At 39.9% G+C, this 14,199-nt stretch carries 10 protein-coding genes; 5 read left to right on the top strand and 5 right to left on the bottom strand.

Going from position 1 to position 14,199, the window contains the following annotated elements:
- Positions 1–95: 95 nt before the first annotated feature.
- The 3 genes from ACT29I_RS09155 to ACT29I_RS09145 are packed head-to-tail and all read right to left on the bottom strand — an operon-like array spanning position 96 to position 4,060.
- Positions 96–842 carry a LytR/AlgR family response regulator transcription factor gene (locus ACT29I_RS09155; protein WP_430933605.1) on the bottom strand — a complete coding sequence of 249 codons (747 nt, stop codon included), beginning with the start codon at positions 840–842 and terminating at the stop codon, positions 96–98.
- A complete protein-coding gene (locus ACT29I_RS09150; protein ID WP_444793246.1) occupies positions 835–3,513 on the bottom strand; it encodes a sensor histidine kinase in 2,679 nt (892 codons plus the stop codon). Before ACT29I_RS09150 ends, ACT29I_RS09155 begins: the two co-directional genes overlap by 8 nt.
- Positions 3,506–4,060: a YceI family protein gene (locus tag ACT29I_RS09145; protein WP_430933602.1), complete on the bottom strand. Its 555-nt coding sequence runs from the start codon at positions 4,058–4,060 to the stop codon at positions 3,506–3,508. Before ACT29I_RS09145 ends, ACT29I_RS09150 begins: the two co-directional genes overlap by 8 nt.
- An 895-nt stretch (positions 4,061–4,955) precedes the next feature.
- Here ACT29I_RS09145 and ACT29I_RS09140 point away from each other — a divergent pair.
- The 5 genes from ACT29I_RS09140 to ACT29I_RS09120 are packed head-to-tail and all read left to right on the top strand — an operon-like array spanning position 4,956 to position 12,868.
- Positions 4,956–8,318: a glycosyltransferase family 117 protein gene (locus tag ACT29I_RS09140; RefSeq protein WP_444793245.1), complete on the top strand. Its 3,363-nt coding sequence runs from the start codon at positions 4,956–4,958 to the stop codon at positions 8,316–8,318.
- 6 nt (positions 8,319–8,324) lie between these two features.
- Positions 8,325–8,933, top strand: a complete 609-nt coding sequence (locus ACT29I_RS09135; protein WP_430933600.1) for a polysaccharide deacetylase family protein — start codon at positions 8,325–8,327, stop codon at positions 8,931–8,933.
- Positions 8,934–8,944: 11 nt separating this feature from the next.
- On the top strand, positions 8,945–10,216 hold the full coding sequence (gene purD, locus ACT29I_RS09130) for a phosphoribosylamine--glycine ligase (RefSeq protein ID WP_430933599.1): 1,272 nt from the start codon (positions 8,945–8,947) through the stop codon (positions 10,214–10,216).
- 22 nt (positions 10,217–10,238) lie between these two features.
- Positions 10,239–11,216, top strand: a complete 978-nt coding sequence (locus ACT29I_RS09125) for a hypothetical protein (protein ID WP_430933598.1) — start codon at positions 10,239–10,241, stop codon at positions 11,214–11,216.
- The gene (locus ACT29I_RS09120; RefSeq protein ID WP_444793244.1) at positions 11,216–12,868 is read left to right on the top strand and encodes a carbamoyltransferase C-terminal domain-containing protein; all 1,653 of its coding nucleotides are present in this window, start codon (positions 11,216–11,218) and stop codon (positions 12,866–12,868) included. Before ACT29I_RS09125 ends, ACT29I_RS09120 begins: the two co-directional genes overlap by 1 nt.
- A gap of 228 nt (positions 12,869–13,096) precedes the next feature.
- On the opposite strand, the gene ACT29I_RS09115 is transcribed toward ACT29I_RS09120, so the two are convergent.
- Positions 13,097–13,603, bottom strand: a complete 507-nt coding sequence (locus ACT29I_RS09115; RefSeq protein ID WP_444793243.1) for a hypothetical protein — start codon at positions 13,601–13,603, stop codon at positions 13,097–13,099.
- Between the two features lie 294 nt (positions 13,604–13,897).
- Positions 13,898–14,071 carry a hypothetical protein gene (locus ACT29I_RS09110; protein ID WP_430933593.1) on the bottom strand — a complete coding sequence of 58 codons (174 nt, stop codon included), beginning with the start codon at positions 14,069–14,071 and terminating at the stop codon, positions 13,898–13,900.
- Positions 14,072–14,199: the final 128 nt, after the last annotated feature.

The following is a 14,199-nucleotide window of genomic DNA, read 5'->3' as shown; positions in this document are numbered from 1 at the left end:
TATTGTTTTTCAGTAATCAAATTTCATTCAAACGCTAAAAGAAAGCCACTTTTAGTGCACGAACAGGTGAAAAGGGTTCATGAACGGGATATGGTTCAGGATTGGAACCAGATTTTAAAGTCAGGAGTTTTTTCTTTGCTAACGATAAGATCTGTATCAAAAGATACGGAAGGAATAATTTTTAAACGGTTGCCGGGATGCTTCTTTATTTCTTTTACTACTTCCTTATTAATAATCTGTTGACGGTTTATCTTATAAAATAATCCGGGTGAAAATTCTTTCATAAGTTGATAAAGACTATAATCCAGGTAATGCGTTTTGCCACTAAAAAGAATGGCTCGGGTAATGCGATCTTCAAAATAGATAATGGCCATTTCACTAGCTTCAATTACTTTAGTGCTGTTTCCTATCTTGCTTAAGATCTTTTTATTCGAGATGAATTCACCTTTCTTAAAGTAAGTATGAAGTTCAGGATTTAGCTGTATGATCTTTTGTTCCTCAAATTTATTAATGGCTTTATGCAGTTTTTCTTTTACGAGTGGTTTTACCAGGTAATGCACCCCGTTATAATCGAAGGTTCGAATGGCATACTCATTGTAAGCTGTAATAAAAATGACCGGGATTTTATTTCTGGTTTTTTCAAATATTTCAAAGCACAATCCGTCGGAAAGCTGTATGTCTGATAATATAAGTTGACAATCGTGCTTTTTAAGTAATGCAACACCATCGGCGATATTATCAGCATCACCCACCAACTTGTACTCAGGCCTGATCTCACTGATCAGCCTTTTAATCCTTCTTAATGCTGCAGGTTCATCCTCAAATATTATAATTTCAACCATCTATAAGGGGTAATTTTACAATGAACGTTTCTTTACTATTTACAATCCGGATGTTCTTTTTCGTTAGGAGTTTAAATCGTTGCTCCAGGTTTTTCAACCCAATGCCCTCTGAATTCCCGGCTGTATTAGATCCCGATTTATTGTTTTTTACAACAAGGTAATCATCTTCCATATAAATGGATACAAATAACTTGTTCTTTCGATTTATGATATTGTGCTTTATTGCATTTTCAATGAGTATTTGGCACGACATCGAAACGATAGATTTTGATTCCGGATGGGGAACATTGATATCCAGATGGATCAGATCTTCAAATCGCAATTGATGGATTCTAAAATATTGATTTGCCAGCTCAACATCCGCTTTTAACGATATGATATCAACCTCCTTAAGCTTTAAAATGCTACGGTATAAATCTGATAGCTCTAAGAGAGATTTTGACGCTGCTGCAGTATCCTCCTCGATTATTTCAGCCAAAGAATTTAAACTGTTAAATAGAAAATGTGGATCCAGCTGTGATTTGAGCTGAATTATTTCGGCCCTCGTTCTGGCACTTCGAAGTCTTTCTTTTTCCAGAAGTCTTTTCTCACGGCGTCTAAAGCCATAGAAAACAAGTAATAAAAGCAAGGCAGATGACAACACCAAAAACCAAATGGCTTTCCAAAATGGTTTATTGATTACAAAAGAATATGCTTTAATCAAATTAGGTTCAAACCCGGCATGGGTGCCTGCCGAAACCTGAAACTGGTATTTACCCGAAGGAAGCTTGAAGTATTGAATGCTTTTTTGACCGGTGACATACCAGGTGGAATCCACTCCTAACAAACGATACTTATAATGGTTATTTTCGGGATTATAATAATTATAAAGCTGAAAATTAAATGTAAAGGTGTTCTCGTTAAATTTAAACTCGGATTGCTTGTCCTTTACCTTTTCCTCAAAAAGCAAGGGCTTATCCAGGTTAAAATGCATGTTTCCAAGTTGCGAAAGTTTTGATTTCTCTATTTTGAGAATCCCATTTTCGTAGCCCAGGTAAATTGAAGCGGAATTTTCCGTTACCGAGTTAATATTCATGCCATTCAAACCCAGACCGGGCAATGCGTAGGTGTAATTAAGAGCGTCATCCATATAGAGGTTTTCGTAATCCGTTGCTAATACAATTCCGCTTTCCAGCGGAACAATATTAAGCACCTTATTCGATGTGGAAATCTGTTGTGCCGTGTTGGTCTTTAAACGAATACAGAACACACCGTTTTTTTCTGTCCCTGCAAAAACACGGTCGCCTCTCTGCGCCAGTGTATAAATAGAATGATTATCAAGCAATGAACTTAACTTGCCATTATTGTAGTTCAGGATCCCCTTTCCTGAAGTGCCGATGAAAAAAGTGTTTCTGCTTATTGGCAAACAGTTAAACAAGTAATTGTTCCCTAGTAATTCTTTGAAATCTCTCTCAATGCTTAAATCATCAGGATTAAGTGTTAATAATCCGTTTAAATAGGCCACCCACATGAGTGAATCCCGTTCCTTTAGTTGAATTATATTGTTTTTATTAAAACTTTCTTTCTGTAAAATGTGCTGTAATTGTCTGCCCCCTTTATCAAAAACATATACACCATCACCCAACGTTCCGGCTATAATGTTTTTATCATCAACCAGTAAAGAAGAAACAAAGACATCTCTTTGCTTTGACTGCAGCATAACCGTTTTAACAGGGATCCCGTTTTTTAAACAAACGATTCTACCCTCCTGACCTGACCATAAAATGCTGTCGTTTTCGGCATACAAAGAAAAGTTAGAAAGCCCTTCGGAATGGATTTCCTGTGTAATGTCCTTTCTGCTTAGTTTATTCCCATGAACCAAAAATAGAACATTTTTATGCGTAAGGATGTGATGATACATGCCCTTTGCAACCAGTTTAAAGCTTAAATCAGAGCTCAATTTGTAATATGCCTCCGGGCTTATGCCATAGACATCGTCATTATTTGAAGAAAAGTGCATGTTTGGGTGAACCATTTCCCTGGTTTGGCCCCTATAATGGCCATCATTTTGAATCTTGTACAGTTTTCCAAACTCACCAACTCCTATCACATTATCGCTGGCCTGGAATAGCTTGCTTATTAAAGCAGATAGGTTTGATTTCTGAAACAGGGTAAGGCTGGCTTTATTTAAAAGACTGATGCCATTATCATGTGCAATCCAGATGAGCTGCTCACCTACCAGAATATCATTCACAAATCCTGCGTTCACTGCCGGGATGCTTTTTACAATTCGAGTGTTCAGGTCAAAAGAAAATAAACCTTTCCCCGCTGTCCCTAAAAGCACCGTAGCGCCATGCAATTTGACGCTTGTGATTAATTCAGGCAGTGAATCCAGATACACCTGTTGGTTATTTTCAATGTAAGTAAAGCCGTTTTCGTGCGTCACAAGGAAATTACCTTTTGAGATTGCGATGGAAAAATCGATCGTATACTCACTGGTGTATTGCAAAATTAATGGAGCTTCTCCGGAGAATTCATAGATTTCCTGCTTTGTTTGAATGTACACGATGTCGTTGCTGTCTTTTAAAAGATGATGAATGGGATCTTCTGTAATCAGAACAACCTCACTTGCAAAAACATTGCTTCCAAAGCTTATTAGAAATAGTGATATGAGCCAACCAACGTTATTCATCTGTTTCCGTAAAAACCAAGTTTACACGAACCGATATTTCAGGGGCAATTTTGGATTCCAGGATCCTGGGAACGGTTATGTCAAAATTATACAACAGCACTTTAAAATCGGCAGTAGCATTGATTATGCCATCTTTCCGTTCTATGGATACAGGTACGGTTATTACCCTTGTAATACCATGAAGCTTTAATTTTCCCTTCGCATAAATCGTTTTTTTACAAGGTTCTCCACATTCATCCATCCCGATCATCTTCCCAGAGAATTCTGTTTTGGGATACTTTTTGGTTTCAAGGTAATGTTCGTTAAAATGCTCCTTTTGAAGCGGACTGTTGAAACCTTCAAAAGATTGAACCGATAAAACAAAAGCAAATGTTTGGTTTTCTAAGTTGAGTAAGCCTCTCAATTGATCGGAACTTGCCTTAATGGTTTCCAGGGGAGCAACCGAAAAAAAATCAACCGTTCCAGTGCCATTATATATTTGTGCTTGAGCTATTTTATGGCCAGCAAAAAAAAGAAGAATTATAACAAATACCTTATTTAAATACATGTTTAATAGATCAAATACTTAATATCAACAAAATAGAAAGTAATTAAGTTTGCTGGTTTAAGAATAAAAATTTATTGATTGTACATCTTCAGCCTAATTCAGACAAATGGGTTTAAAATTTAGTGAGATATTTATAAAATTACACACAAAAAAGTGGATAAAAACATTGATGCTATTTTATGGACTATTAAATCGAGTTATGGGATTACTATTGATGTACAGTGGAGGACTGAAATATTGAAGAAATTAAGAGAATATATGCTATCCTGCCCAGTTTGCAAGCACATTGGCAAAGCCCCATAAGCCAACGCCAAGATCATAGCTTTTCCAAAGAGAGTACAAAAGCCGACCTTCTTAACACACAGGGCTTTTCTCCAATGCTCAGAAACATCAAAATAAGTTTGTGCTTCGTTGTGCGTTTGGTGCGTATTTAAGGGTGATTGATATACACGCTGAAACAAATGAACGCCGGCGTGCGATGTGTATAAATCATTTGGCGGGAAGTGCTATATTTGAAGTCATTAAAATTAAAAAATAGTAGCTTGGGTGGGCGCTGCTTACGGCCTGACAACTTAAACTTTTTTTAACTCGACCGCTTCCGACATCTTGTGCTAACTGTTGTGCAACATTTATGAAATTTCGTAACCATTTTAAGAAAGAATTAAATTTAAGGAAATCAGTTTACATCATTAACATATTGGTATAACTCCTCCTTGATCACTGACTCTATTTTTCACTAACTCTATTAGCCGATATTTGTGTTAAAATCAGGTTAAACCTACAACATTATCGTACATTAAAAATCCGTTTGATAAAAATTACTTATTTTTGGCATCGGAGTTCGTGTGCCTGAATCCTATATGTTTAAATATTAATCTGATACTCAGAGACTAAAATGAAGAATCATACATTGCTGAATAACCTGCTTGGTTGGTTATCCTTTGCCATTGCAGCTATAGTTTACACCATAACAATTGAACCTACGACCAGTTTTTGGGATTGTGGCGAATTTATCTCAACCTCCTATAAACTTTTGGTAGGCCATCCTCCGGGAGCGCCGGTATTTATGATTCTTGGTCGCTTTTTTTCACTTTTTGCGTTGGACCCGGGTTCGGTCGCCTACGCTATAAATGTGATGAGTGCCTTGGCCAGTGCGTTCACCATCCTGTTTTTATTTTGGACGATCACGCATCTTGGACGTAGAATTTATATGAACAAGAAAGGTGAAACCTGGAGATCCTGGGCAGTGCTGGGTGCCGGTTTTGTTGGCGCATTGGCTTATACATTTTCCGATACTTTCTGGTTCTCTGCGGTTGAAGGCGAGGTTTATGCCATGTCATCGTTGTTTACGGCCGTGGTTTTTTGGGCCATTTTAAAATGGGAGGACGTGGCCGACCATAAATATGCCAACCGATGGCTGGTTCTGATTGCCTATTTAATGGGGCTTTCCATAGGGGTTCACCTGTTAAACCTATTGGCTATACCTGCCATTGTAATGGTTTATTATTTCAAGAAATTCGAAGTAAACCGAAACGGCATTCTATTGTCTCTGGGAGTCTCCGCCGTACTGCTGGTTGGGATTTTATATGGTATTATCCCTTACACCGTAAAAATAGCCAGTTGGTTTGAACTTATGTTTGTGAATGGCTTTGGCGCGCCCTTCAATACGGGTATTGCTGTTTATTTTACCTTGTTAATAGGAGGATTGATTTTTGGTATCTGGTATACCCAGAAAAATCAAAAGGTGATATTGAATACCATTTTGCTGGGTGTTACCGTAATTATGATCGGATATTCTTCTTTTGCCATGATTGTTATCCGCTCGTATGCTAACCCTACCATGGATCAAAACTCGCCCGAAGATGTTTTCTCCATGATGGGTTACCTGAACCGTGAACAATACGGCGACAGGCCCTTGTTTACCGGCCAGTATTATAATTCCCCGCTCGACAGGCAAAAATCTAATGCGAAAAAGGGAGACCCTGTTCGTATTAAAAAGGACGGAGAATATAAAACAGTGGACCACAAACCCTATTATGTGTTCGATTCCAAAACAACCACCATATTTCCCCGAATGTACAGCCGAGAGGGGCGTCACATTAATCAATACAAATATTGGGCAGGGGGAGAACCCAAGGGTAGAACAGTACAAATAGAAGACCAGGAATCAGGTGAAATGAAGAGTATCACCTTACCAAGCTTTGCTCAAAACCTGAGTTTCTTCTTTAATTATCAGGTTAAGTTTATGTATTTTAGGTATTTCATGTGGAACTTTGCCGGCCGGCAGAACGACATCCAGGGGCATGGAGAAATACACAAAGGAAACTGGATTTCCGGCATTCCTTTTATCGATAACCTGCGTTTGGGCGATCAGTCAAAACTACCCGATACCTATAAAAACAATCCGGCCCGTAACAAATATTATCTGTTACCGCTCATACTTGGATTACTGGGCTTGTTGTTCCAATACCAATCGGGCCGGCAAGGAAAAGAAGGTTTCTGGATTGTGATGTTGCTTTTCTTCTTAACGGGATTGGCTATTGTACTTTATCTGAACCAAACACCTTTACAGCCTCGCGAACGGGATTATGCTTATGCAGGTTCGTTTTATGCTTTTGCCATTTGGATTGGTTTAGGTGTGTTGGCGGTGGTTGAAGGCATCAAAAAATTCTTGCCGGGCAGCGTTTCGGCAGTACTGGCAACAACCCTTACGTTGATATTGGTGCCCGGTATAATGCTATCGGAAAACTGGGACGACCATAACCGTGCCCACCGCTATGTAGCCCGTGACCTGGCTTTCAATTATCTGGATACCTGCGACGAAAACGCCATTATTTTTACCAATGGCGATAACGATACTTTCCCGTTGTGGTATGCCCAGGAGGTTGAAGGCTATCGTACGGATGTTAGAGTATGTAACCTTAGTTACTTGCAAACCGACTGGTATATCGACCAAATGGGAAGAAAGGCTTACGATTCGGATCCGCTTCCATTTTCATTGACGCACGACCAATATGTAACGGGAACCAGAGATGTGGTACACCTGCTTCCCCGTATTCAAGGCAGGGTGGATATGAAAGAAGCTATTAAATTCCTGGCCAGCGAAAATCCAAAAACCAAGGAAATACCGGGTTATCCGGGAAGAATCGAACATTTACCCTCTAAATCGTTCAGTATTCCGGCCGACAGCCTTAAGGTTTTACAAAAAGGAATAGTAAGCCAGGACGCAGCCGGACTGATAGTGCCTGAAATTAAGATCGATTTAAATAAAGAATATATCCTGAAAAATGAATTGATGATTCTGGATATGTTGTCGAATAACGACTGGGACCGTCCTATTTATTTTGCGGTTACCGTGGGGCAGGACAACTATGCCAGCCTGGAAGATTATTTTCAGTTGGAAGGATTCGCCTACAAAGTGGTACCTATAAAAACCAAAGCCAAAGAAGGACAGTTTGGTAGGGTAGATGCCGATAAAATGTACGATAAGTTCAAGAATAAATTCCGCTGGGGAGGTTTCGACGATGCCCGTGTGTATTTAGATGAGAATCATCAGCGTATGGCCATGAATATTCGTAACAATATGTCGCGTTTGGCCAACACCTTATTGGATGAAGGAAAAGAAGAGCAAGCGGTCGAGATTTTAGATATGGCCTTAACCAAGATGCCGGTTGAAAAAGTTCCCCACAATTATTTCTCCATCTTTTTGGCCGAAGGTTATTACAAAGCCAACCAAATGGAAAAGGGTGACGGTATACTGAAGGATTTTGGGAAAAAGTCGTTCCAGGAAATCAATTTCTTTTCATCGTTGCCGCAATCCAAACAAAACAATGTGGGCGAGGACTTTCAGCGTAGCCTGGCCATTTATACCGAAATAGCAAACATGTCTATCAGATATTATCGTGACGAGGTACGCGAAGAATTAAGCAAATACATGGCAAAATTACCTTTAGGTGTGGTACCGGATAATATGCTTTCCATTTTTGCGGCGGAAGGGCTTTATTTGGATGGCAAACCGCTTGTCGGCGATCAGTTATTGGAAAATATGGCACGCATCAGCGATCAAACCATAAAATATTACATGAGTTTGCCGATGGAGCAGAAAAGCCGATTCGAATACCAATACCGCCAAAGCCTAATGTTTGATCACGAAATTGACAAGCTGTTGGCCAAATATAAGCGCGATGATTTAAGGAAGAAGCTAGGTAAGGAAGAAATGGCACCGGATACGCAAATATTAAATTTTAGTACCAATTAAAATCCAATGGTAAGGCCTCCGTTTATAGCCAAAATATTATTGCGCGGCGCCACATGGCGGCAAGAAAACGCCGGCAACGATGTGTTTGTCACATTCGACGATGGACCAATACCCGGGATCACCCCATGGGTGTTAGATGAGGCTGAGCGGTGGTATGCCAAATTGACTTTTTTTTGTGTGGGAGAAAACGTTCACAAACATGCGGATATTTTTCAGGAGATTATCGATCGGGGACATGGTGTGGGAAACCACACCTACAACCACATGCAAGCGTGGAAAGCAGATAAAAAATCATATTTCGACAATATGGACCAGGCTTCCCATCTTATCAAATCAAGGTTGTTTCGACCTCCTCACGGCCAATTGTACCCCTGGTACATGAAAGATATAAAACGGGAGTTCGACAAGGTGGTGATGTGGGATATATTATGCAAGGATTATGACGCCAAATTATCGCCAACACAGGTTTTTGATAATATAAAAAATAACATTCGTCCAGGTTCAATTATTGTATTTCATGATTCACTTAAAGCCGAAAAAAACATGAAATACGCATTTCCTAAAACTTTGGAAATGATAGCTGAAAAAGGATTAACAACACGAGTAATAAAATAACAAAACTAAAAATGAAGGTACTTTTACTAGGTTCAGGAGGTAGAGAACATGCCTTGGCTTGGAAGTTAAAGCAAAGTCCAAAACTAACCGAATTAATTATTGCTCCGGGCAATGCCGGAACCGCTGAATTGGGAACAAATGTAGCACTTGATCCCAACGATTTTGAAGCGGTAAAAAAGGTTGCGCTCGACAAGCAGGTGGATATGTTGGTGGTGGGTCCGGAAGAACCTCTGGTGCGAGGAATTAAAGATTTCTTTTTAAATGATCCTGAATTAATTCGTATACCCGTGATCGGTCCCGGCAAACGTGGTGCCCGCCTTGAAGGCAGCAAGGAGTTTTCCAAGGACTTTATGTTCCGATATGGAATTCCAACGGCGGAATATAAATCGGTAACGCAGGATAGCCTGGATGAAGGTCTTGCGTTTTTAGATAAGATAAAAGCGCCATATGTTTTAAAGGCCGATGGTTTGGCAGCCGGAAAAGGTGTGCTGATCATCGATAATTTGGAGCAGGCTAAAAATGAACTTAAAACAATGTTGGACGGCAAATTTGGTGAAGCCAGCCAAAAAGTGGTTATCGAGGAGTTTTTAGATGGCATCGAACTTTCGGTATTTGTGTTAACCGATGGTTCGGCTTATGTGGTATTGCCCGAGGCCAAAGATTATAAGCGTATCGGCGAAGCAGATACCGGTTTAAACACGGGCGGTATGGGAGCCATTAGTCCTGTTCCATTTGCCGATAAGGCCTTTATGAAAAAAGTGCACAAAAAGATTATTCAACCCACTATTGCGGGATTGCAATGCGACGAAATTCCGTACAAGGGATTTATATTTATTGGATTAATAAAAATTGGCGATAACCCGTTTGTGATTGAATATAACGTACGAATGGGCGACCCTGAAACCGAAGTGGTTATGCCGCGTATAAAAACGGACTTGTTAGAGCTGCTGGAAGCCGCAGCCGCAAAAGAATTAAAAAAATGCACCATCGAGTTCGAGGAGAACACGGTAAGCACTGTTATGATGGTTTCCGGGGGGTATCCTGAAGCCTACGAAAAAGGCAAGGAAATAGCTGGATTGGATAAGGTATCCGACGCCATCGCCTTTCATGCCGGAACAAAGTTGCAAGATGGCAAAGTGCTCACTAATGGAGGCAGGGTGATTGCCATGAGTGCGTTGGGAAAAAATATGAAGGATGCACTTGCAAAATCCTATAAAAATGTTGAAGTTGTCAACTTCGATAAAAAATATTTCCGCAAAGATATTGGTTTCGACCTGCAGTAAATGGCCTAAAAATCTATTTTAAATGCTATTAAAACGGATACATAATAATAAGATTGGGACATATGCACTTATGTTGTTTCTTATCATTTTATGCTGGATAAAACCAATCACATTGGGGTATGCGATTAATGCAGAATCCTTTGATAATGCAATGCCGTTATGGAAACTTTTTTCGTTTCTGTCAAAATCAAAGTGGTTAGGTTTTCTTTTCAGCATGATGTCAGCCGTAATCATTACACTTAGCATCAACAGGTTGAATTCCAAACACGGGTTGCTGAGCAAGCAAAGCGCGCTGCCCGGCATTGTTTTCGTCCTTTTAGTGGGTGGTTTTACCATGGCACAGCGCTTCAACCCGATATGGCTGACCACCCTGTTTTTTATTTTGGCGTTCGAATATCTGTTCGAAGCCCATAATCACCGCAGGGTAATGAAAGAGTGTTTTCTTGCGGGTTTCTGGATATCTGCGGCAAGTCTCCTGAGCTATAAGATTGTACTCGTCTTTCCTCTCCTCATCGTAATGATGGGGAATTTGAGGTTGCTAAATTTTAAATCGTTTTTGGCGGCTATAATTGGGTTAATTCTTCCTTGGTTGTTTTTGCTGGGATACGAATTGGTTTGGGGTTCCATTCCCGAATATTTTAAATACCTTGGATTTAGCTGGAGCAAGATATTTGATTCACATTATCACACAACATTTCTATTGATTTACCTGATGGCAATGGCGTTCATTTTTTTAGTGGCATTGTTTTCAGTGATAGGGGCATACGGTACCAAAAAAATATACACCCGAAAGCAATATCAGGTATTTGTATTTTGCGGTTTGTTCTTTTCCGGAGTGATGGGAGCATCGGGGTTAAACTTAGAGTTTCTGATCATGGTAGCCTTACCTTTTTCAATAATCATTGCCCACTTAATCGATAATATACGTTCCTTGTTGTGGCAAAATATTGTGGTGGTTACGATGCTTGCCATCCCTGTTTTCGGACAAATATTTCTGTGATGGATGCCTCAAGACCCACGTTGTCAGTTTATGCCATACAAGATCGTTTAAATTCCGAAACCCCATATTTTGTGCATGACCATTCCTTTACTTTAATGGACCAAGGAAAGGTTATTAAGCATTTGACGTTGGAAAGACTGAGCCGTAAAAAGCACGACAACAAGCTGCATCAATCACTCTATGATATATTAAAAGACGGGAAATTACTGCTCGACGATTTTGACATCGTATTTCCTGATAATGTTGTGGGGCGTTGCATGATTTCTTCTTGTGGCAGGCTTCGGTTTGAGGCTCCGCTCAATAATACACTTTTCTCCCATCCCGAGAAAGGTCGTTGCTGGTGGTTAGATCACGAACGCTCTGCCTATGCCATCAATCACGAGTTAGCGCATATTGGCAGTTGTTTGCCTTTTTATGGTTCGTTTAAAGAAGACAGTTTATTAATTCATTTCGATGGGGGAGGTAGTCTTTCTAATTTTTCTGCCTGGTATTTTAAGGATGGAAGGTTGGTGAATATTGATTTTCACTGGAGGATGAAATACCTTTCTTCGTTTTTTAATGCCAATGCCCTTGTATTTGCAATTCTTGGTGCCAAGTTCGAACACCAAAACTCGGTTCCCGGTAAGATGATGGGATTGGCTTCATACGGTTCGTATTCTGCAGGGATGGAAGAATGGTTGGTTGGGAACAACTATTTTAGTGATTGCTGGGGGAAGAAAAGCGAATTTTATCGAAAAGCCAAAGATAAATTCAATTGGAGTGCCAATCAATTAACCACTGGCGATGCGTTTCTGCAAGACATAGTGGCAACTCTGCAGCATATTTTTATAAGGGATTTTCTTAATGAATTGACAAAATTACAGAAGCAAACCAACACGAAAAACCTTTATTATACCGGAGGTTCTGCTCTTAATATTGTGGCTAACAAGGCAATTGTTGATTCCGGTTTGTTCCAGGATGTATTTATACCGCCTTGTACCGAGGATAGCGGACTTTCTTTGGGAGGAGCAGCTTTTGTGGAATGGGAAAAACATGGTAAAGTGGATATTCATTCTCCATATTTAAACAATTTTAAGCTTACCAACAAGGTTGAAGTGGATCACAAAGAAGTGGGGCATGTGGCCCAACTGGTTTTCGAAGGCAAAGTGTTAGGAATTTGTAATGGCTTTGGCGAGATTGGCCCCCGGGCTCTGGGTAACAGAAGTATTATTGCAAAATCCGGGGATCAAAAAATAGCAGATAGAGTAAGTATGCAACACAAGGGGCGCGAATGGTACAGGCCCGTGGCACCTATTATGTTGGAAAAGAATGCAACGTATTTTACCGGCCTTTCCGATATTCATAGGCTTTCCGATTTTATGCTGCTCGATTTCGATATTACTGATAACCGAAAAGAAGAAATAGAAGGCGTAGTTCATGTGGATGGTACCGCGCGTATTCAAACTATTCGTGACAGATCGCAAAACCCGTTTATGCATGACCTTTTAAATGTGTTGGATCAGAAATATGATATTAAGGCCTTGATTAATACCTCCTTCAATAAAAGGGGTGAGCCTATTGTACATACCCCGGAAGATGCGGTTAGGTCTGCCAAAGGGATGCAACTGGATGGCGTGGTAACAAACGGGAAGTTGACGCTGTTTTCCTGGTAATTTTTAATGTTTTATAGGATAAACCAAATACCCATTGCGCCATAAATCATTCCCTGGTTATTTGGCGCTTTTTTCTTACAAAAAACGTCTGTTTGCTGTATATGTTGCGATTTTTTATACACGCGCTAAAAACTTCACTACTCGTCGCGCGCGCTCAATTCGCTGCTCTCCGCCGTGTACATTGCGACTGGCCTGGCATTGACCAAAGTCTGCTAACGAATGACCAATTCACCTAAGCATTACCTTCCAGCCGTGCTTCATCTGGTGCTTTATTTTGTTGTCGGGGAATATCAGTTTTAAGGATAAGTTGGTAACCAGGCCAGCACCGGTCGAGTACAATAATTGTTGGGTGCTTGTTAAGTTGTCCCCATTATTTCGGATCGTATAATAAGTTCCAAGGGTTGCCCCTACGGTAAGCGCTGTTTTTAACAGCATTGAACCTGCCGATACTTTTCGGAACCCCCTTATATCTTCAATACGGATTTTTTTCTTGTTTACGGGTTCGGAGAAGAGCCTGGGTTTACCAATGGTTACCGTGCTATCATTTATATCCAGAACATAATTAGATTCCAGCTCCATTTGTTTCAGATAGCCCTGATACATTAATACAACCAATCCCCCTTTAGTAACTTGAATTGCTTCCGCCTTATCCTGGTTATAAAATACCAGTACACGCTTTTGTGATTGTGCACATAGCGAGATAAATAAAATCAGAATAGTAAGACAAACCCTCATTTTCTTTTTTTGTAAAAATAGCAGAAAAATCAAAGCACCAAAACAAACGTCGTTAAGTCGGTTTCAAGAACAATCAACTTATGAACTGAGTTTTGTTAAAAACCCGCACCAACCTTTATGGCCAGGTGCTCAAAACCCGTGTCGTAATTTATTTCATTAAAAAACATATCATAATTGGTAGCTATACTTAAATCAATGCCTATTTCGCCATCGGATGCTTCTGCAGTAAATCCCAGATCTGCGCTAGGTCCATCATATTTAATCTACATATGAGAATAATTTTGAGTGGCAAGACTATAAAATCCAAATACGACCTCTTCCTAAAAAGTGTAATGTGCATCCGCTTTTAACTGCCAGGTCGTTAGCTTCATATCTCCTTCCGAGCTTGGGGAAAACAAAGTTAAAACCGGGAGCAACAGACCAATCTTCGTTTAACCCGCAATATGCATTAGAAATTCTATTACACATTGAGATTACTTTAAAACAAGACACTTCGTTGCATCACTTCAACTCACCAGAACGATGCTATGCCTTGTTTCAGTAATGCCTTGTTTTATTGTACTTGCAATACTCATGACGTACCTCTAATACATAAT

This window comes from Saccharicrinis sp. GN24d3 (assembly GCF_052400645.1).
Classification (GTDB): Bacteria; Bacteroidota; Bacteroidia; order Bacteroidales; family Marinilabiliaceae; genus Saccharicrinis.
Note: the sequence above shows the minus strand (reverse complement) of the source record. Positions and strands in the feature narration are given on the sequence as shown.